This is a genomic window from Polyangiaceae bacterium (genome assembly GCA_015075635.1).
Classification (GTDB): Bacteria; Myxococcota_A; Polyangia; order Polyangiales; family Polyangiaceae; genus JADJKB01.
Window position 1 is genome coordinate 2302707 of the sequence record JABTUA010000003.1, and the last position, 20043, is coordinate 2322749.

20 protein-coding genes and 1 pseudogene are annotated in these 20043 nt (G+C 70.2%); 14 read left to right on the forward strand and 7 right to left on the reverse strand.

All coding sequences use genetic code 11. From position 1 onward, the window contains the following. Positions 1-12 precede the first annotated feature (12 nt). A pseudogene (locus HS104_41010) lies at positions 13-525 on the forward strand (M23 family metallopeptidase). Between the two features lie 776 nt (positions 526-1301). Here HS104_41010 and HS104_41015 read toward each other — a convergent pair. Next, positions 1302-1715: a hypothetical protein gene (locus HS104_41015; protein ID MBE7486339.1), complete on the reverse strand. Its 414-nt coding sequence runs from the start codon at positions 1713-1715 to the stop codon at positions 1302-1304. A gap of 71 nt (positions 1716-1786) precedes the next feature. Then, positions 1787-2383 carry a hypothetical protein gene (locus HS104_41020; protein MBE7486340.1) on the reverse strand — a complete coding sequence of 199 codons (597 nt, stop codon included), beginning with the start codon at positions 2381-2383 and terminating at the stop codon, positions 1787-1789. Positions 2384-2579: 196 nt separating this feature from the next. Here HS104_41020 and HS104_41025 point away from each other — a divergent pair, with 196 nt between their 5' ends. Genes HS104_41025 through HS104_41055 form a run of 7 tightly spaced genes read left to right on the forward strand, consistent with a single transcriptional unit; the run spans position 2580 to position 7409 of the window. Further along, on the forward strand, positions 2580-3038 hold the full coding sequence (locus HS104_41025; protein MBE7486341.1) for a MarR family transcriptional regulator: 459 nt from the start codon (positions 2580-2582) through the stop codon (positions 3036-3038). After that, entirely contained in the window at positions 3035-3919 is an 885-nt protein-coding gene (locus tag HS104_41030; GenBank protein MBE7486342.1) for a 3-keto-5-aminohexanoate cleavage protein, read from the forward strand. Before HS104_41025 ends, HS104_41030 begins: the two co-directional genes overlap by 4 nt. Further along, the gene (locus tag HS104_41035; protein ID MBE7486343.1) at positions 3919-4704 is read left to right on the forward strand and encodes an enoyl-CoA hydratase/isomerase family protein; all 786 of its coding nucleotides are present in this window, start codon (positions 3919-3921) and stop codon (positions 4702-4704) included. Before HS104_41030 ends, HS104_41035 begins: the two co-directional genes overlap by 1 nt. 45 nt (positions 4705-4749) lie before the next feature. Beyond that, positions 4750-6072, forward strand: coding sequence for a hypothetical protein (locus HS104_41040; GenBank protein ID MBE7486344.1), 1323 nt, complete (start codon positions 4750-4752; stop codon positions 6070-6072). 44 nt (positions 6073-6116) lie between these two features. Further along, on the forward strand, positions 6117-6725 hold the full coding sequence (locus tag HS104_41045) for a hypothetical protein (GenBank protein ID MBE7486345.1): 609 nt from the start codon (positions 6117-6119) through the stop codon (positions 6723-6725). A gap of 46 nt (positions 6726-6771) precedes the next feature. Continuing rightward, positions 6772-7038: a hypothetical protein gene (locus HS104_41050; protein ID MBE7486346.1), complete on the forward strand. Its 267-nt coding sequence runs from the start codon at positions 6772-6774 to the stop codon at positions 7036-7038. Then, positions 7035-7409, forward strand: coding sequence for a hypothetical protein (locus HS104_41055; protein ID MBE7486347.1), 375 nt, complete (start codon positions 7035-7037; stop codon positions 7407-7409). The genes HS104_41050 and HS104_41055 overlap by 4 nt, the downstream gene beginning before the upstream one ends. A 31-nt stretch (positions 7410-7440) precedes the next feature. Here the strand turns inward: HS104_41055 and HS104_41060 are convergent, their stop codons facing one another. Genes HS104_41060 through HS104_41075 form a run of 4 tightly spaced genes read right to left on the reverse strand, consistent with a single transcriptional unit; the run spans position 7441 to position 13650 of the window. After that, a complete protein-coding gene (locus HS104_41060) occupies positions 7441-8964 on the reverse strand; it encodes a TolC family protein (GenBank protein ID MBE7486348.1) in 1524 nt (507 codons plus the stop codon). Next, positions 8961-12050: an efflux RND transporter permease subunit gene (locus HS104_41065; protein MBE7486349.1), complete on the reverse strand. Its 3090-nt coding sequence runs from the start codon at positions 12048-12050 to the stop codon at positions 8961-8963. Before HS104_41065 ends, HS104_41060 begins: the two co-directional genes overlap by 4 nt. A 41-nt stretch (positions 12051-12091) precedes the next feature. Further along, a complete protein-coding gene (locus tag HS104_41070; GenBank protein ID MBE7486350.1) occupies positions 12092-13018 on the reverse strand; it encodes an efflux RND transporter periplasmic adaptor subunit in 927 nt (308 codons plus the stop codon). Further along, positions 13015-13650: a TetR/AcrR family transcriptional regulator gene (locus tag HS104_41075; protein ID MBE7486351.1), complete on the reverse strand. Its 636-nt coding sequence runs from the start codon at positions 13648-13650 to the stop codon at positions 13015-13017. The genes HS104_41070 and HS104_41075 overlap by 4 nt, the downstream gene beginning before the upstream one ends. A 157-nt stretch (positions 13651-13807) precedes the next feature. Here HS104_41075 and HS104_41080 point away from each other — a divergent pair, with 157 nt between their 5' ends. The 6 genes from HS104_41080 (at position 13808) to HS104_41105 (ending at position 18594) form a co-directional block, all read left to right on the forward strand. After that, positions 13808-15370 (forward strand): acyl-CoA carboxylase subunit beta, encoded by a 1563-nt coding sequence (locus tag HS104_41080; GenBank protein ID MBE7486352.1) that lies wholly within the window; start codon positions 13808-13810, stop codon positions 15368-15370. 35 nt (positions 15371-15405) lie between these two features. After that, on the forward strand, positions 15406-16377 hold the full coding sequence (locus HS104_41085; GenBank protein ID MBE7486353.1) for a M23 family metallopeptidase: 972 nt from the start codon (positions 15406-15408) through the stop codon (positions 16375-16377). A gap of 186 nt (positions 16378-16563) precedes the next feature. Beyond that, the gene (locus HS104_41090) at positions 16564-17019 is read left to right on the forward strand and encodes a transposase family protein (protein ID MBE7486354.1); all 456 of its coding nucleotides are present in this window, start codon (positions 16564-16566) and stop codon (positions 17017-17019) included. 65 nt (positions 17020-17084) lie between these two features. Beyond that, entirely contained in the window at positions 17085-17423 is a 339-nt protein-coding gene (locus HS104_41095; GenBank protein MBE7486355.1) for a hypothetical protein, read from the forward strand. After that, a complete protein-coding gene (locus HS104_41100) occupies positions 17423-18253 on the forward strand; it encodes a pentapeptide repeat-containing protein (protein ID MBE7486356.1) in 831 nt (276 codons plus the stop codon). The genes HS104_41095 and HS104_41100 overlap by 1 nt, the downstream gene beginning before the upstream one ends. Further along, on the forward strand, positions 18250-18594 hold the full coding sequence (locus HS104_41105) for a hypothetical protein (protein MBE7486357.1): 345 nt from the start codon (positions 18250-18252) through the stop codon (positions 18592-18594). Before HS104_41100 ends, HS104_41105 begins: the two co-directional genes overlap by 4 nt. A 29-nt stretch (positions 18595-18623) precedes the next feature. On the opposite strand, the gene HS104_41110 is transcribed toward HS104_41105, so the two are convergent. Next, on the reverse strand, positions 18624-20024 hold the full coding sequence (locus tag HS104_41110) for an AarF/ABC1/UbiB kinase family protein (protein ID MBE7486358.1): 1401 nt from the start codon (positions 20022-20024) through the stop codon (positions 18624-18626). Positions 20025-20043: the final 19 nt, after the last annotated feature.

The following is a 20043-nucleotide window of genomic DNA, read 5'->3' on the forward strand; positions in this document are numbered from 1 at the left end:
GAGCGACCGGGGATGCAGCGCGTGTTGGGTCTGGGAGTGCTGGTGTGCGTCGTCGGTTGCAGCGCCGGCGAGGCGCCCCGGGATCACGCGGCCGACGACGAGCTCCTGCGCGAGGTCGGCGAGGCCGTGACCTGTGGGGCGAGCCTCCTGCGCTACCCCGTGGCCGGTCCGCACAACGGTGGCTACGACAAGAACGCGCTGACCTACACCTGCCCGGCGCATCCGTCGCACGCGCCGGACAACTCGGACTTCATCGGCGGCGACCACTACGGCAACGACATCTTCGGCGCGAAGGGCACGCCCATCGTCGCGCCGGTGAACGGCACCGTGGTCAAGGCGGGCTGGAACAGCGTGGGGGGCAACCGGGTCACGGTGCAGGACGGCTGCGGCTGGAGCTACTACCACGCCCACCTCGACAGCATCGCGGTCAGCGTCGGGCAGAAAGTGAGCGCGGGCCAGACCATCGGCACCCTGGGCAACACCGGCAACGCCCAGGGCACGTCGCCGCACCTGCACTTCTCCGTCTATCCCGGCGTGTACGAGCAGGGCATCGACCCGTTCCCGCTGCTGGCCGCGGTGGACGGCACCTCGTGCCAGGGGCAGTGCAAGGCGCACTGCGAGGGCAGCAAGATCCACGGCGCCGACTGCGGGGTCGGCGACTGCGGCGTGTACGGCGCGACTTGCGTGGACGACGCGAAGGGCGTGCGCTGCGCGAGCGTGTTCTGCCCGGCAGTCGGGCAGAAGAAGGTCTGCGTCAACGAGAAGCTGATCGGTGACTGCAACGACGGCGCCATCTCCACGGGTGACTGCTCGGCCTACGCCGCCCACTGCGTGGACGACGCGAAGGGCGCGCGCTGCGTCAGTGTGTTCTGCGACGCCAAGCTCGGCGTGGCCCACGACGTGTGCTTGCCCAACGGGCAGCTCGCGCACTGCACGGCGCTCGGTGGGATCAGCGCCGAGGACTGCGCGGCGGGCAAGCAGTGCAAGGACTCGGGCGCTGGCGCGAAGTGTGTCGCGCCGGGCGCGGGGGGCAGCGGGGGTTCGGGCGGCAGTGGGGGCTCGGGTGGCAGTGGGGGCTCGGGTGGCAGTGGCGGCTCGGGTGCCGCGGAGGCGGGAGCGGGCGGAGCAGCGGGCGCGGCGGGAGCGGCGGGCGCGAGCGGCGAGCCGATCGCTCCGCGGGACGGGACGACGCCCCTCGACGAGGGCTGCACCCTCGGCGCCGGAAGGGCGCGCGCGTCGCGCGGGTTCTGGCTCGCGCTCTTGGCGCTGGGTTTCGCGCTGAGAAACCGGCGGCGTCGAGCCTAACGAGCCGGGGCGCGCGCGAAGGCCACGGCCTGCTCCATCGACTCGAACAACCGGCTCGTGCTCGGGGCGTAGAGGCCGGCCAGGCTGTCGTACTGAAGGCGCTGCGTCGTGGAGCGGACCAGCACCCCCACCGGTTTCTTCGCGGCCTCGGCGCCACGGAACAACGTCTCGAGGGCGTCTCGGGTCTTCGGTCCGAAGACGTCCGGCGCGTCCCTCACGTCGAGCACCAGCCCTCGGAAGCGCGCGTCGGGCGCGAACACCTCGCGGGTCACCGTCTCCACGAGGCGGCGTGCGATCTCGGCGCCTTCCTCCGCGCCCACATCGGAGCGGTTCTCCACCGTCGCGCGCGCCACGCCGTCCAGCGCCGTCACCGTGATGAGCGGTGTGTCCAAGAGAACGTCGTCGTTCATACCCGTCCCGCCTCGGGGCCGAGTCTACCCAGAACCCGCCGTCTGCGGTCGAAAAGATCCGGTGTGAACGCTCACAGACACTTGCCGGGCATGTCCATCTGATCGCAGTCGGCGCCGCAGGGGCACACGCTGGCCCCGACGCAGCTCTGCCCTGCCGGGCACTCGTCGTCCTTCCAGCAGGCCCCGAGCACGGGGACCTTGCACACGCCGTTCACGCACGGCGCGTAGGTCTCGTCGCCGCACGCCATGTCGTTCGTGCAACAGGGGGCTGGGGCGGGCGTGGGCGCCATGCAGTTGCCGAGCTGATCGGCCTGGTGGCAGTCGTAGCCGCAGGGGCAGACCGAGGCGCCCATACACATCCCGTAGGGACAGTCGGAGTCCTGCCAGCACTTGAAGCTCGGCGGCACCAGCTTGCAGACACCCTCCACGCACTCGACCGGCGCAGGCGGGCCGTCGTCGGCATCTCCGGCGCTGCCGCAGTCGGCGTCGGTGCCGCAACATACCGGTCCGCCGCCGGTGCCGCCCGTCGAGCCACCGAAGCCGCCGGAGCCGCCGCTGCCCGCGGAGGCTCCGGTCCCGGCGGAGCCGCCGCTCTGTCCGTCCTTCGACACCGAACCGCCGCACCCCAAGACCGAGAGTCCCACCAGCAGCAGGCAGACACGCAGCATGCGCGGCGAGTTTGCAGCCGCCGTGCCAGGCGCATTCGCGCTGCTTTCTGCGGATCGCCCGGGTGCTGTGCCAGGCCTGGCACAGCAGGGCCGGATCCACCGATCCCCCTTGACCCTCCCGCCGCCCGGAGCAAATACTTCGCACGCGAAATAATTCGCGAAGGACCGGATCGTGCGCGCCGCCCCGAAGACCGCCCTGGCCGAGCAGCCCGAGCTCGACTCCATCGTCGAGGCGATCCTCTACCTCTACACGGAGAGCCGGCGCATCACCAAGGACCTGGCCGCGCGCCACGGCGTGACCGGGCCGCAGCTCGCGGTGGTCAAGATGCTCGAGCCGGTGGGCAAGCTCTCGCTCTCGGAACTGTCCTGGAAGATCCGGGCGCGCAACAGCACCGTGACCGGGATCATCGACCGCATGGAGCGCGAGGGCCTGGTCGAGCGCCGGCGCTCGGAGGACGACCGGCGCGTCATCCACATCACGCTGACCCGGAAGGGGCAGCGGCTCGCCACGGAGATCCCGGTGGAGCCCGTGCAGATCTTCCGACAGATCCTCTCCGAGCTCAGCGCGCGTGACGCGGCCGAGCTCAGCCGCATCCTGACCCGTTTGGCCCGCCGCGTACGCGAGCTGGTGGAAGAGAAAGGTGAACCCGAATGAGCGCCAAGAACGAGCCCACCCGTGATCCGGACGTCTGCGTGGTGACCTGCGCGTTGACCGGAGTGCTCGCCAATCGCAGCCAGTGCCCGGGCATCCCGTATACGCCGGCGGAGATCGGCGAGGAGGCACGACGCGCCTACGAGGCCGGCGCGGCGGTGGTGCACATCCACGCCCGCAACGACGACGGCTCGCCCACCTTCAGCCCGGCGGTGTTCGCCAAGATCCGCGAGGAGGTCCGGGCGCGGAGCCCGATCATCCTGAACTACTCGACCGGGACCATGAGCGACGACGTGACCGAGCAGAGCACGTACATCCGCGAGACGCGCCCCGAGATCGCCGCGCTCAACATGGGCACGATGAACTACTCGAAGTACTCCGGGAAGCGGAAGGACTTCGTCTTCGACATGGTGTTCCCGAACACCTACAGCAAGATCATCTCCCTGCTGAAGGCCATGAACGAGGCTGGCGTGAAGCCCGAGCTCGAGTGCTTCGACAGCGGGCACACCCACGGCGTCTGGCCGTTGGTGGACATGGGCGTCTTGAAGCCGCCGCTCCAGTACTCGTTCATCGTGAACGTGCTCGGCGGCATCCCGCCGTTGGTGGAGTCGCTCCAGCTCCAGAGCAAGCTGGCCGTTCCGGGCAGCGAGTGGGAGGTCATCGGCATCAGCCACGGTCACTGGAAGATGCTGGCGACGGCGCTGGTGCTCGGCGGCAACATCCGCACCGGCCTCGAGGACCACCTGTACTTGCCGAACGGCGAGATGGCGAAGTCGAACGGCGACATGGTCGAGACCGCGGTGGGACTGGTGCGCACCGTGGGCCGCCGTCCGGCGACGGTGGAGGAGGCGCGCCAGATCCTGAGCCTGCCGCGGGTGTCGTGATGGAGACGCGGGACTACAAGGTTCTGCTGGTCACGAGCGAAAGCGGCGTCGCGAAGCTGGTCTTGAACCGGCCCGAGCGGCGCAACGCCATCGGCACCCAGATGGTGAACGAGCTCTGTTGGGCCCTGGACGACGCGCGGGACGACGCCGCCGTGCGCAGCGTCGTGATCACCGGTGCGGGCAATTCGTTCTGCGCGGGCGGCGACTTCCAGCAAATGACCGCCGGCGCCGAGGCTGGCGAGCTGCCGTTCAAGGGCGACTACAAGGATCTGCTGCTCCGGCTCTGGCGCAGCCCCAAGCCGGTGATCGCCCGGGTGAACGGTCACGCCATGGGTGGTGGGCTCGGGCTGGTCGCCGCCTGCACCTTCGCCGTCGCCGCCAGCGACGCGAAGCTCGGCACGCCGGAGGTCAAGGTGGGCCTGTTCCCGTTCATGATCCTGGCCGTGCTCGAGCGCGTCATGGGGCGGCGCGCGCTCACGGAGATGATGCTCTCGGGAAGACACCTGAGCGGCGACGAAGCGGCGCGGCTCGGGCTCGTGAACAAAGCCGTGCCGGCGGACTCGCTGGACGCCGCGGTGGCGGAGTACACCGAGATGATCGCGGCGAAGAGCCCGAGCACCGTGCGCCTGGGGCTCGCGGCGCTGGCCGACACGGAGGACCTCGGGCTGGACGAGAAGCTGCCGATCCTGGAGCAGCGCCTGCACGACTGCCTGGCCACGGACGACGCTCGGGAGGGCCTGATGGCATTTCTGGAGAAGCGGCAGCCGGTCTGGACCGGGCGCTGACGAGAGAGGGGAGATCTCGGCCGCGCTTCTGGTATGAGGCGACGCATGTCGAGATTCGGCCTGTCCCTCGTGGCTCTCATCGCCGTCGGCTGCGGCCCCGCGGCGCGCCCGACGGCTCAGGCGCCGGCCTTCGAGCCGGCGGGTCAGAGCAAGTGTCGCGTCAAGAAGAGCTCCGACCGGCCGCTGATCATCGAGTGGCCGTCGTCGGATCGTGCGGCGCTCGAGTCCACGGCGAAGCGCGGGCTGGTCGTGGTGCGCTACGAGAGCTGCGAGATGGAGGTCCTGCCGCGCTGCCAGCTCGGGGGGTCGTATCGCTACACGGCGACCACGCGCAAGCTGGAGAAGGTGTCCATCCGCGACGCGGACGAGCTCTACGCGCAGGTGCCGGTCGGCGCGGCCAAGCTGGAGGGCAAGCTGGAGAAGGCCGGCGAGCTGAACGTCGCCATGCACGTGGTCGGTCGCTTCGACGCCGTCGAGCCGGACAAACCCGAGCTCGAAGGCGCCTGCGACGGCGCGACGCACGTCGTGACGGCGATGACCTCCGGCGCGTTCGAGTTCTTCGCCGGCGCCGAGGCCGAAGCCGGCGGGGGCGCCTCGGTGCTCGGGGCAGGCGCCGGCGCCAAGAGCTCGACGCGGAACGAGCTCCTGAGCAAGGACGGCGACGCGGAGGCCTGCGCCGCGGCGACGCCGGACGCGAGCGGACCGCCGACGGGCTGCGGCGCCATCTTGCGCCTCGAGGTCTCGGAGCTCGGCAGCTTGGCCAAGCTGGCGAAGGCCGCTCCGCCGCCGGAGACCCCCAGCGTGGGTGGTCTGGGCGTGGCGACCCCGAACAGCGGCGCGCTGATCCGCTCCGGTCCGGGGGTCGTGAAGCTCCACATCGAGAGCCCGGATCCGAGCGTGCAGCTCCACGGCTTGGGCGCGCAGCGCCTGGACCAAGTCGCCGGTGGGTACGTCGGCCAGGGGGCGAGCACGCTCCTGTGCCGCGCGCCCTGCGACGCCGTGATCGACGCGCGCCTCGGCCAGCCGCTGAAGATCGCCGGCCCCGACATCCCGGACTCAGCCCCGTTCACCGTCTACGACAAGGAGGGCGAGGTCACCGCCCGCGTGCGACCAGGCAACAGCGGGAAGCTGACCTGGTCGGCGATCACCGGCTCGACCGGGATCCTGGCGGTGATCACCGGAGGCAGCCTGCTCCTGACCGGTGCGCTCATCAACTCGACCGACTCCGCCTCGACCAGCGGCGACGGTCTGGTCAAGTGGGGCGCCATCACCCTGGGGGGCGGCGTCGCGCTGACCACCGCGGGCGTGATCCTCTGGAACAGCGGCACCACCGACGTCACCCTCGAGGGCGGCGGCGGAAAGCCCTGAGCCCGCAAGCGCACGTTTCAGCGTCCGCGGGCGACATACCAGGAGTGTTCCGACCGGCCACTCTGGGGTTCATCCTCGCGACCGTCCTGGCCGGGTGCGAGCCCGAGACCGAGCCTGCCGGTGTGGGTGACCCCTGCGTTCCCGAGGAGGAGCACCAGCCCACCTTCGGCGGGTTCGACTACATGGAGGTCAGCGTCGAGACCGGGTCCGTCCAGTGCCGCACGCGCGTCTGCCTGGTGAACCAATTCCAGGGCCGGGTGAGCTGCCCCTACGGCCAGACCGAGGCCGACCTCGAGCTGCCAGCCACCGATCCGCGGCGCTGCCGTCTGCCCGGCACGAGCGATCCGGTCACCGTGCGGGTGCCGCCGCAGCTCGTGAGGCGCACCGCGGCGGCGTCGCCCCCGCGCCACCCGGAGTACGCGAAGGACGCGGTGTACTGCTCGTGTCGCTGCGACGGTCCGGATCCGAACGCCCGCTACTGCCGGTGCCCGAGCGGCTTCCACTGCGAGAAGCTCATCGAGGATCTGGGCCTCGGATCCGCCGAGCTCGCCGGGAGCTACTGCGTCAAGAACGGAACCGAGTGGTCCGGGGCGAGCGCCCTGGAGTGCAACGCCGCGCTGACGAGCTGCGGCAATGAGGGGAAGAACCCGTAGCGCTGCGAGCGGGGCTCCCCGGTGCCTCGTGTGCTACAGTGCCATTATGCGGCCCGGTCGGACGAAGACCACGAGCTTGTCTCTCGACGAAGCCACCTTGAAGAACTTGAAGGCGCTCGCGAAGAGGCGCCACAAGGGAAACGTGTCCGCCCTGATCACGGAGCTCGCGGCTCGAGAGGCGAAGCTCGCGGCGGCCGAGGCCTTCTTCGTCAAGTACGGCGCCCCACCGCTCAGCTCGAAAGACATCGAGCGCATCGAGGCCGAGTGGCGGGGCGAGGCGCCGCGCAAGAAGGCCCGACGCCCAGCGGCATGACCTTCACGTTCGACACCGGGATGCTGATCGCGCTCGAGCGGCGAAAGCTGCGCGCGGTGCAGGCGTTTCAGGCCATCGTGCGTCGCGGCATCCTGCCGGTGGTGCCTGCGGTCGTCTACGCCGAGTGGTGGCGGGGCAGGAGCGACATCCGCGAGGAAATCCTGGCGGCTGTGCTGGTCGAAGACATGCCGCCGCCCTTGTGTCGCGCCGCAGGCGAAGCGCTCGGGGCCGTGAGGGGAGCCACGCTCACCGACGCGGTGGTCATGGCCTCCGCCGCCCTCCGGGGGGGCGGCGTCGTGTACACCGGTGATGTCGCCGATCTGGAGCGCCTGAGCGCTCACTTCCCGACGGTCCGCGTGCTGCCGGCGTGAGCGGTTGCCCTCGCACGTGCGCCGAGCGCGACTACGGGACGTCGCGGCCCACGGCGTGCCGCAGCCGGACGTCCGCGATGCGGAGCTCGATGCGCGCGTTGATCTCGGAGAGGCGCGCCGCGAGCAGGTCCGTCTCCGCCTCGATGACCTCCGTCGTCGTGGCCTTGCCCACGCGGTAGAGGTCCACCGCGACGCGGTACGCTTCCTCCGAGGCCGCCACGCCGCGCCGCGCGCTGGTCAGCGCGCCTTCGGACTTCTGGCGTGACAGGTAGTGGGCGGCCACCTCCTGCCGGATGCCGTCCGACAGCGCGTTGCGCTGCGACTCCAGCGAGCGCGCCGTGGCGTCCAGCTGACTCGACTGCGAGCCCACGATGAACACGTCGGTGACGTTCCAGGTCGCGACCAGCCCTGCCGACCAGGTGGCCTTCCACTTCTCTTCCTGGGGGAAGAAGCGCTGGTTCGGGTTGGCGTAGGTCACGTCCCCGAAGGCGTCGAGCCGCGGGTAAGCGCCCACCTTGAGCGCCTTGGCGGCGAGGCGCGTCGCACGGCTCGCCTCGGTGAGCGCCCGGAGCTCGAGCCGCTTCGACAGCGCTTCGTCGGTAAGGTCGTCGAGCTCGCCGGGGATGGGCCGGCGCGGCGCGTTGACGTCCTCGCCGACCTGGAACGTTTTGGTCTTCTTGTCGCCCATCAGGATGGCCATCTGGCGCTCCGCGAGATCGCGGAAGGTCTTGGCCTCGAGCGCCACCTGCTCGGTGCTCACCGCCAGCGCCTCGAGCCGCATCAGATCCGCCTTGGTGATCACGCCGAGCTGGTAGGCGGGCTTGGCGTCCTTGACCCGAGCGCGGGTCCGCTCCAGGGACTTCTCGGCGACGGCGACCCGCGCCTTGGCGCGCAGCCAGTCGTAGTAGAGCGCCTGCGCGTCGGAGCGCACCTTGAGCTTCTCGGCCTTCACCGCCAGCTCCGCGGCCCGCCGGTTCGCCGACGCGCCGGCCGAGGCGTTGGACAGCCGGAGCACGTAGTCCGAGATCGGAACGGTGAGGGACGCGCTCAGCGCGTACATGTTCTGCAAGCTCGGAAACGAGAAGCTCGCCGCGCCGACCGGGACGCCGCCCGAGTCGAGCACGCACTGCGCCGCCGGGTTTCCCGGGCACGGGCCCACCCCGAGCGGGCCGGGGTTCTGCGCGCCGACCAGCGCGCCGCCGAGGCCGCTCTCGACCTTGGAGAGGCGGGTGTAGGAGGCCTTGCCGGTGAGGCGCGGGAAGAACTGCGCCGTGGTCTCGTTCAGCCGGGCTCGGGAGGCGTCGAGCTCGGCGAGCTTCGCGCGAACGGTGTGGCTGCTGGCCACCGTGCGCTCCGCGAACGTGTCGGCAGTTAGCCCTCCGGGAGCGGGGGCGAGCACGGCGGCCGCCTCGTCCACCTTCGGGGCCGCGTCGACCTCGGCCGACGCGGGGGGCTGCGGAGCCGCGGCGGGCGCCGGCGCCTCGGGCTGGGCGAAGGCCCAGGTCGTGAGCAGGGACGAATACGCGACGAGAGAGGCGACCGTTCGACGTTTCACTGGTTCTCGCTTTCGTTGATGTGTGCGCCGGGGCGACTGGAGGGGGCGTCGGGCGCGAGCACCAGCCTCGAGAGCCAGCGCACCGGGCGGCTGCGACCGAGCCCGTCCATGAAGGTGTAGACGACGGGTACGACCACCAGGGTCAGGGCCGTCGAGGTGATCAGGCCGCCGATGACGCACACGGCCATGGGGGCGCGGATCTCCCCGCCCTCCGACAGCGCCAGCGCCACGGGCATCATCCCGAAGATCATCGCAGCGGTGGTCATGACGATGGGCCGGAGGCGGATCACGCCGGCCTGCACCAGCGCCTCCCGGAGCTCCACGCCCTCGGCGCGCAGGTGATTGGCGAAGTCCACCAGCAAGATGGCGTTCTTCGTCACCAGACCCATCAGCATGATCACGCCGATCATCGAGAAGATGTTCAGCGTCATGCCGCTCACGAACAGCGCGCCGAACGCCCCGACCACCGAGAGCGGCAAGGACAGCATGATGGTGACGGGCTGGACGAAGCTGTCGAACTGCGCGGCGAGGATCATGTAGACCAGGAGCACCGCGAGGATCAGCGCGATGCCCATGTAGCCGAAGGACTCGCCCATGATGTCGGCCATGCCCGCGTAGTCCGTGGTCAGGTGCTCCGGGACGACGCGCTTCGCAGCTTCGTCCACCGCCTTCTTGGCCTCGCCCAGCGGCAGGCCCTGCGTCGCGGCCAGCACGGTGATCTGGCGCTGCCGCGCCTGGCGCTCGATCTGGCTCGGGCCCAGGCCTCGGTCGAGCTTGACCACGTTGGCCACCTCCACGAGCTGCCCGTTCACCGCCCGGACGCGCACGTTCGAGAGCGCCTCGATGTTCTGCCGCTGGTCCTCCGGCAACTGAACGACGATGTCGTAGGCGTCCACGCCGTCCTTGAGCTCGCTGACGGCGTCCTCGCTGACCAAGGAGCGGATCGTGGAGGCCACCGCGATCACCGGCACGCCGAAGCTGGCGGCGCGGTCGCGATCGATCTGCACCTCGAGCTCGGGCCGGCCGCCGCGGTAGGTGGTGTCCAGGTCCACGAGCCCCTTCACCTTGCCCAGCTCGGCCTTGAGCGCGTCGGTGACGCGCACCAGCTCGAGCATGTCGTTGCCGCGCACGTTGAACTGGATCGGCTGCTGGCGGAAGCCGCCGCCGCCGACCGCGTTGACGGGCTGGGCGCTGATCTTGACGTCGCGCAGGCTCCCGTAGCGCTCGCGGGCCCAGGCCATCAGGTCCTCCTGGTGGAAGTTGCGCGTGGAGCGCGGCTGCATCACCACCTGGATCGAGGCCTGGTTGGCCTGCCCCTGCGCGCCGCCGGCCACCGTGGTGAAGGTGTTCTTCACGCCGGCGGCGTGCCGGCGCAGGTCGCCGGCCACCGCCTCGGCGATCTTGCTGGTGGCGGCGAGCGACGAGCCGCTCGGCAGCTCCACGCTGAGCTCGAACTGAGCGCGGTCTTCCGGCGGAATGAACTCGGCCTTCACCCGGCTGACCAGGGCGAACGAGCCGATCAGCGTCAGGGTCGCCAGGCCCAGGGTGGCCAGCCGGTGCCCGAGCGCCCAGCGCACGATCGTGCCGTAGCTCCGGTCGGCCCAGTCCAGCACCCGCTCGATGCCGCGGAATACGAGGTTCTGCCGCTTGCCGTGGCTCGGCAAGAGGAAGCGCGACGAGAGCATGGGCGTGAGCGTGAAGCTCACCAGCATCGACACCGCCACGGCCACGCTCACCGTGATGCCGAACTGGAAGAAGAACCTGCCGATGATGCCCTTCATGAAGGCGACCGGGACGAACACGGCGAGGATCGACGAGGTGGTCGCGAGCACGGCCAGGAAGATCTCCGCCGTGGCCTTCGAGGCCGCCTGTTTCGGCTTCTCACCCAGCTCCAGGTGCCGGTGGATGTTCTCGATCACCACGATGGCGTCGTCGATCAGGATGCCGATCGAGAGCGACAGCCCCAGCATCGTCATGTTGTTGAAGGTGAAGCCCAGCCACTGCATGAAGGCGAAGGTCGCGATGACGCTGGTGGGGATGGCGACCGCGCTGATGAGGGTCGCGCGGAAATCCCTGAGAAAGAGCAGGATGATGACGACCGCGAGGAAACCGCCGAACACCAGGTCGAACTGCACGTCGGCGATGGAGTGCTCGATGTAGGTCGAGTTGTCGGTGGGGATGGTGAACGCGGCGCCGGCCTTCTCGACCCGCGGTCTGAGCGCTTCCAGCTCCTGGCGCACGCGCTCGGCGACGGCCACGGTGTTCGCGCCCGACTGCTTGCGCACGACCAGGGACACCGCCGACTTGCCGTCGAGGTACGAGGCGCTGCGAGCGTCGGCCATGCCGTCCACCACCCGGGCCACGTCCCGCACCCGGACCAGGGTCCCGGCCGGGTTGGGGATCAGGATCTGCTCCAGCTCCTTGGCGTTCTTCACCTCGCCCTTGGTCTTGACCGAGAGCTCGCGCGCGCCGCGCTCCACGCTGCCCGCCGGCAGGTCCAGGTTCTGGGCGCGGATGGCGCCGCCGACGTCGTCCACCGAGAGGCCGAGGCCCGCGAGCTTGGCGGGATCCACCAGCACCTTGATCTGACGCTCGCGCCCGCCCACCAGATCGACGCCGCCGACCCCGGGGATGCGCTGCACCCGCTCCTTGACCACGTCGTCGGCCAGCTGGGTCAGCGTGCGCGGGCTCAGCTCACCGAAGAGCGCGATGGCCATCACCGGCGTCGCGCCCACGTCGAACTTCTGCACCACCGGCGGGTCGATGCCGGCGGGGAGCTCGCGGCCCAGGGCCGAGATCTTGTCCCGGATCTCCTGCATGGCCTGATCGACCTGCACGTCGAGCTCGAACTGCACCACCACCTGCGTGACGCTCTCCAGGTTCACCGAGCGCAGCACCTTGATGCCGCTCAGCGTGTTGATGCGCTCCTCGATGGGGTCGGCGACCTTGGTCTCCATCGTCTCCGGATCGGCGCCCGGGTAGACCACCGTCACCGTGACCACGGGGAACTCGACGTTCGGGAACAGATCCACGCCCATGCGCGGATAGGCCAGCGCCCCGAACACCAGCATCGCGGCGATGAGCATCACCGCGAACACCGGGCGGCGGATCGAGACGTCGGCGAGCTTCACCGGTCGCGCTCCGGCCCGGCGTCGGAGGCGCCCGCGTCGGGCTCGCCGAACTCGACCTCCGCGAGCATCCCGGGCTTGAGCACGCCGTCTGCGTTGTCGAGCTCCGCCACCACCTCGACCGTCCGCGTCAGCACGTCGATCGCGGGGTTGATGCGCTTGATCTGGGTCGTGCGCTCCACACCGATGGCCGGCAGGCGCATGCGAATCGCGCTCCCGGGCGCGAGCGTGGCCAGGGCCCGCTCGGGCAGGCGCGCCCGGAGCTCGATCACGGTCACGTCCTGCACCACCAAGACCACGGTGGGCGGCATCATGGTGACCGTTTCGCCCACGCTCTTCAGCTTGGCCGTCACCACCCCGTCGATGGGCGAGCGCACGGCCGAGTCGCCGCTGGCCTTCTGCGCCATGCTGACCGCGACCTTCGCCTGCGCCACGCTGTTCTTCGCGGCGTCGTAGCGCGCCTGCACCTGGTCGAAGGTCGCCGGCGCGACGGAGCCGCGATCGAAGAGCTCCTTGGTGCGCTTGTAGTCCGTCTCCGCGGAGCGCAGCCCCACCTCGGCGGCCTCGAGCAGCGTCTTGGCCTGGCGCACGGACAGATCGGCCTGCGACGAGTCCAGCCGGAACAAGAGCTGCCCCTTCTTGACCTTGTCACCCTCCTTGACCGCGACCGACGCCAGTGTGCCCGAGCCCTTCGGGCCGAGCTGGGCCTCGGCGCGCGCGTAGAGCGTGCCCGTGCCCGTGAGCGCGCCGCTCGCGGGTGCTTCGCCCGCGCCGGCCTCGGACTCCGGCCCCTCGACGGGGGGGATGGCCGGCGCAGCGACGCCGCTGCCCGCAGCGGGGGGCAGATCGGCCTTTCCCGAGGCGTTCTTGCAGCCCGCCGGCGCGAGCGCTGCCAGCAACATCGGGACCAAGATTCGACGGCTCATCGCGCGCTGGCTCCTTCGAAGAAGAAACTCAAGAGGGGCTCCGCTCGAGAGCTGAGCGGATAGCTGCGTCCGGCCTTGAGCCACGTCAGCAGCGTGCCCCGCAGCGCTCCCTCGAACATGGCGGCCAGGTGCACGGGCTCGATGTCGGCGCGGATCTGGCCGCCGGCGATCGCGTCGGCGACCACGCCCTCGACGATGCGGATGATCTCGTGGGTCGTGCGGTCGTCGCCCGCGCGCATCTCCGGTGACAGCTGCACCTGCTCCAGCGGCCCGAGCTCGGAGAGCACCGCGAACACCGCGTTCTGTCGCTCGACGTGGGCAAAGAGCTCCACCACCATCGAGCGCAGGCGCTCCGTCGGGTTCGGCAGCTCGGCGGAGCGCCGCAACAGCTCGAGCGCCTCCTCGCGTCCGCGCGCCGCGAGCGCCTCGAAGAGCGCGTCCTTGCTCGGGAAGTGCTTGTACAAGGTGCCGACCGCGACGCCGGCCTCCTTGGCGACGTCGATCATGCGCGTGGCGTGGTAGCCGTCGCGCAGGAACAGCCGCTCGGACGCGGCCAGGATCGCCTCGCTGTACGCGGCCCGCGCGTGGGTCTGGATGGTGTGTCGGAGCGGGCCGACCGCGCGCGCCTTCATGACGCCCGACAGCTAGCGTTTAGATTCTAGGTTCGCAAGTGTGAATTCATGTTCACTAAGCAAAATCAGCTGTCCGAGCGTCCAGCCGGCCCACGCCGGGGCCGCGCGGAAGACGCCGCTGGATCCCCCGCTCCGGACGGGTGCAGAACAGCCGACCATGAGCATGAGGGAACGGGTCGCTGAGCTCGAGGCACGGCGCGCGAAGATCCGCGAGATGGGCGGGGCCGAGCGGGTCGCGCGGCAACACGAGCGCGGCAAGCTGACGGCGCGCGAGCGGATGGCGGCGCTGTTCGACGCCGGCGAGTGGTTCGAGGTCGGCATGCACGGCCGGCAGATGGGACCCGCGGGGGAGCGCAGCGACACCCCAGCCGACGGCGTGCTCTGCGGCTTCGGCAAGGTCGAAGGCCGCATGGTGTGCGCCGCGGCCTACGACTTCACGGTGAAGGGCGGCAGCATCGGTCAGACCGGCGAAGAGAAGGTGACGCGCCTGCGCAAAATGGCGCTCACCGGCCGCTGGCCCATGGTCTGGCTGATCGACTCCGCTGGGGCGCGCATCGACCCGTCGAGCGGGCACCACCCGGACGAGCTCAGCCTGTTCGCCGGCTCGGGGCACCTGTTCCGCGAGCAGGTGATCATGAGCGGCGTGGTGCCGCAGGTCGCGGCCATGGTCGGGCCCGGCGCCGCCGGCACCGCGTACATCCCCGGGCTCGCCGACTTCGTGCCGATGGTGAAGGACATCGGCTCCATGGCGCTTGGCGGGCCGCCGCTGGTCAAGGCGGTGACCGGACAGGACATCGACGAGCAGACCCTGGGCGGCAGCAAGGTGCACAGCGAGGTCAGCGGGGTCGGCGACGCCGAGGTCAAGGACGACCACGAGTGCATCGCGCTGGTGAAGAAGTACCTGTCGTTCATGCCGTCGAGCGCCGACGAGGCGCCGCCCGTCGTGCCCTGCCACGACCCGGTGGACCGCCGGGACGACGCCTTGCTGGATCTCCTGCCGGAGAGCACGCGCCAGGCCTGGGACATGTACGCGCTGATCAAGCTCCTGGTCGACCACGGCGAGTACCTGGACATCAAGAAGAAGTTCGGGCGCAGCATCATCACCTGCCTCGGACGCATCGGCGGCAAGAGCGTGGGCATCGTCGCCAACCAGCCCAAGCACCTGGGCGGCATCCTGGAGAACGACAGCGCCGACAAGGCCGCGCGCTTCATCCAGATCTGCGACGCCTTCAACATCCCGCTGGTGTTCTTGCAAGACGTGCCGGGCTTCATGGTGGGCTCGAAGGTCGAGCACGCCGGCATCATCCGGCACGGCGCCAAGATGCTGCACGCGATGAGCGCGGCGACGGTGCCGAAGATCACCGTCATCGTGCGCAAGGCCTACGGCGCCGGCTACTACGTGATGTGCGGTCGCGCCTACGAGCCCGACCTGATCGTGAGCTGGCCCACCGGCGAGGTGAGCGTGATGGGCGCCGAGGGCATGGTGGGCATCGCCGGCAAGAAGCTGTTCGGCGGCGGCGAGCCCGATCCGGAGGTGAAGGCGCAGCTCGTGGGCCTAATCCAGAAGAACATCGACATCTACAAGGTCGCCGGCTGGGGCCTGGTGGACGACGTCATCGACCCGCGGGACACGCGGCGCGCCATCGCCTGGGGGCTCGAGCTCGCGCAGCACAAACGCGTGGAGCGGCCGGCGAAGAAGCGCGGCGTGATGCCGGTCTAAAGGATTGTGCGCGGACCGGTAAGGGTACCGGTACGATGCAGCGCGTTCCCCAGGTCGTTGGGCTCTTCCTGTGTGTTTTCACGCTCCTTGGCGCCTGCGCCGGGGCGGACGACGGCGCTCCGGAGGCCGAGAGCGGGGGCGCGGCCGGGGTGGCCGGGGCGGCCGGTGCGGCCGGCGAGCCTGGGGCGAGCGGAGGTGAGGGCGGGGCCTGGCCGGACTCGGGTTGGGCCACGGGCGGCGCCGCCGGGGAGCCCGCGGATGACGCCGGCACGGAGCCCGACGCGGAGCCCGAGGTGGCGGACGCAGCCGTGGACGCGCCCGCCGAGGCGGACTCCGGTCCCGAGCCGCCGCCCGACCCCTGCGCGAGCAAGGCGGACGGTGCGTACTGCGGCACGGCGCTCGGGGTCGCGGCGTCGTCGCTGGTCACCTGCGCCGCCGGCGAGACGGCGTCCAAGAAGACCTGTGCGAACGGCTGCCTCGCGACCAGCATCGGCTCCGACGCCTGCAAGTCCGCCTGCTGTTTGGCCAAGCCGCCGGGCAGCTTCGTGCGCGGGTTCAACGCGTGCTCGGCGTATTCGGGTGGGAACGAGCACTACGGCATCGACTACTCGAGCCCGCTCGGCACCAAGATCCCGGCCGGCATGGACGGCACGGTGGTCAAGGTCGTGACCGGTTACGGCAACTGTTGGGGCAGCGGCTCCGGCAGCATCGCGTGCTCGAGCACCTGCATGTCCCACTACAACCTGATCCGCATCAAGAGCGCCTGCGGCGACCCCGACAACCCCAAGAAGGACTTCTACATCGAGTACGCGCACGTGCAGAAGCTGGCGACGGGCATCAAGGTCGGCAGCGTGGTCAAGAAGGGTCAGACCATCGCCTACGTCGGCAAGAGCGGCTGCGCCTCGGGTCCCCACATCCACTTCGAGACGATGAGCGTGGCCAAGGGCGCCACTCCCACCGTACACACCTGCGCCTCGGTGAACCCGACCACGCGCTATTGCCCGTGAGGGCCTCAGGGTCCGCGCTGCGTACGCCGTGGCGTCCCTGGCTCACACCTTCGAGGTCGACGCCGACCGGCGAAATCCGCGTCAGGCACGTGTCCACTTCGGCCGCGAGGTGGCCCCTGGCCGGGTGGCGAGACAAGCGCGTCCGCCGCCCCAGCCCCGCTCGGTAGTCGACGCAGGGTCATCGGCATGCTCGTCAAACGCTTCGGCGACGCGCGCCTCGACGAGGTCCGCGACCCCCGCGATCCGCGCGGACGTCGCTGGCAGCTCGGCAGGTTGCTCGCCAGCGCGCTGCTCGGGATGGTGGCCGGAAGCAGGAGCCTGCGCGAAGTCGAGCAGCTGACTGATGAGCTCACGCCGCCAATCCGGGCGAAGCTCGGCATCCCACGTCGTGTTCCGGACACCACGCTGCGGGACGCGCTCGCGGCGCTCGAGCCCGACGACGTCCGCCCGGCCCTGCACGCAGCGACGCGCGCCGCCCAGCGCCGCAAGGCGCTCGAGCCCGACGGCTTGCCCTTCGGCGTGGTCTCGCTCGACGGCAAGGCGACCAGCGTGCCTGCCGCTGACGACTTCTTCGCCCACGTCAGACGGCGACGGCCGAAGCGCGCCTGCTCGGCCTGGTCAGGACCGTCACGGCCACGCTGACCAGCTCCACCGCACGACCCGTCATCGATGTCGTCCCGATCCCAGCCAGCACCAACGAGATGGGCATGTTTCATCGCTGTCTCGGCGCCTTGATGCGGACCTACGGACGCAGCGACCTGTTTCGCCTCGTCACCTACGACGCCGGCGCGTGCTCCAGAGAGAACGCTCGGGCGGTGCGTGACCTCGGCCTTCACTACCTGTTTGCCGGCAAGAGCACCCAACCCTCCCTCCACACCGAGGCCGTGCGCTGGCTCTACCGCCCCGTCCCGGGTCACCATTGCCCAGCCGGTGGTGGCGACCCAGCTCGACTCGGGGAGAACCGATCGAGACTGTCCGCCGCCCCTGAGACGGTTCCATCCGGCGCCGCGTGTGGCATCATCGCCGGCCAAGTCCGGAGGTTCTGATGGCCGTCTCACGCAAGAAGCTCATGAAGTTGCTCGAGGAGTCCGAGGTCGAGGGCCAGGACTTCAGCGGCTCGGACTTCAGCGGCGCAGAGATCCAGGGCGGCGACTTCAGCGAGTCGGATCTGAGCGGGGTGAACCTCGCCGGCGCGAACGTGAGCCAGGCCGAGTTCATCGGCGTGAACTTCTCGGGCGCCCGGCTGGACGGCGCACGGTTCTCTCAGTGCGAGTTCACCGACGCGGTCCTAGCGGGAGTCAGCGTGCAAGGCGCCGTCTTCGAGCAGTGCGAGTTCTCAGTCGGGGTGAGGCGTACGCTCACGGGCGCCACGTTCAAGATGTGCGACTTCGGGGGCGACGACGACAGCGACGGCGGCGCGATGACCGCGGCCGATGCGGGGGCCGCCCCCGGGCAGCCGGACAGCGCCTGGAAGGTCTACTTCCGTGGCTTCCCGGACTGGGAGGCCGACGAGCGCAGGTACCAGGCCGTCGAGGCGCTCTTCGGCTCGTTCGCCCAGAGCTTGCCTGGCTCGCAGGTCTTCCGGCGCGTCAACGACCGAAAGGTCGAGATGCGCGGCACCTACGCGAGCTTCCCGTTTCGGGTGGAGCTCGATCTCGGCGGCACGTCGATGTTCTCGATGGCAGCCCAGATGCGCCCGCACGTCGTCGCGTCGTTCTGCTACGAGCCGGATTTCGTCCCGGAGCCGCAGGTGCACGCATGGCAGCACGGTGAAACGGTGCGCGTGTTCTTCGGCAAGGGGGTGTTCCTGGAGGGGCACGCGGGCACGACCTACGTCGCGGCGAAATCCCGTCGGCGGGCAACATCGACGAGATGACGGCCCTCTGCTCGCGGCTGCCTCCGGGGAGCCTGCAAGGCATCGCCCAGCTGATGACGAGCGAGAACCTCATGTGGTTGAACGTCGGCCCCGGCTCGGTCGAGGCCAGCCCGCGCTCCGAGATCCACCAGATCTACGACCCAATGGTCACGATTGGGCGGGTCATCCACGGCATGTCGCAGTGCATCCAAGCCTTTCAGGCTGCGACCGCCAACGACCCGGCTCAGGTCCTCGCGGTCGACATCGGACAGATCTCGCTCCGCTGTCGCTACTGCAACGCGCTGCACGTCCTGACCGCCACGGCGCGTTGCCCGCACTGCGGCGCGCCCAGCGGAAGCTGAGCCTCGGCGCGCGGGCTGCTGCTGCTCCGCTAGCCGCGCTCTTGCCGGGCGAAGGCCGCGCGCAGCATGTCCTCCATGAGCAGCTCGCGGATGCGGCTGTCCGTCAGCACGTTCATCTTGTCGCCGCCGAGCGCCCGCGAGTAGCGATCGAGGTAGACCAGCTGCTTGGAGATCAGCACCAGGTCGCGGGGCAAGCCCAGCTGGTGTCGGTTCGCCAGGCGCATCAGGTTCGGCACCAGATCGGCGATGCGGAAGGCCCCGCTGGGGTCGAACATCGGCGAGTAGAGCTCCTCCAGATCCCGGGTGAAGGCCGTGCGGTCCACCTGGGCGCGGGCCGCGCCGATGGCGATCATGGCGTCTCCCAGCCGGCCGAAGTCCCGCGACTGGAAGGCGAGGACGTACTCCAGCACGCCGGCCTGCCGCTCCACCGGCAGCGTGCCGACGATGCCGAAGTCGAGGAAGCCGATGCGGCCGTCGTCGAGCAGCATGAAGTTGCCGCCGTGGACGTCGCCGTGGAAGAAGTCCGCGACCAGCAGGCACTGGAACCAGGCGCGGATGCCGGTGCGCAGGCGCTCCTGGCCGTCGAAGCCGCTCCGCTTCACGGCTGCCGTGTCGGCCACGCTCACGCCGCGAAAGCGCTCCATGGTGAGCACGCGCGGCCCGGAGAGCTCGCGCACCACCTCGGGGGCCGCCACCGAGTCCGTGCCCATCAGCCGCATGACCTGGTTGAACTCCGTCATGCGCCGGGCTTCGTTCCTGAAGTCGAGCTCCTCCGCGAGGTTCTGCGCGAAGTCGTCCACGATGCCCTCGGGGTGGCTCTGGCGCGCGCGCGCCGAGACCCAGGCGGAGAGCCTGGCGATGAGACGCATCAGCACCACGTCCGTGCTGACCAGCTCGAGCAGGCGCGGGCGCTGCACCTTGATCACGACCTCGCGGCCGTCATCGAGCGTCGCGGCGTGTACCTGCGCGATGCTGGCCGCGGCCATCGGCTCGCTGTCGATGGCCCGGAAGCGATCCACGCCCTTGCCCAGCTCGTGCTCGAGCGTGGCCCGGACCTCGGTGAACGGGAAGGGCGGCACGCGGTCCAGGCACCTCTGGAACTCGCTGGAGTAACGCGGGGGAAACAGCGCCTCGCCCGAGGCGACCAGCTGACCGAGCTTCACGTAGGTCGGTCCCAGGCGCTCGAACGCGAGCCGCAGCGCGACCGGGAGCGTCACGCGCTGGTAGCTCTCGCGCTGGCCCCTCGCGAGGTGCCAGAGCCAGCGCAGGCCGACCAAGTCCAGGAGCCAGACCGCCGCGAAGAACCAGGCCACGGCCTGGACCACCAGCAAGCGCCAGAGCACCTGCGACAGGCGCGGGCGCGGCAGCGCGTGGGTCGTCGAGAGTGCGGCTGTGGCAACGGCCGCGGGGATCGCCAGGCTCTGCGCCATTGGCGCGACAGAGTGCGGC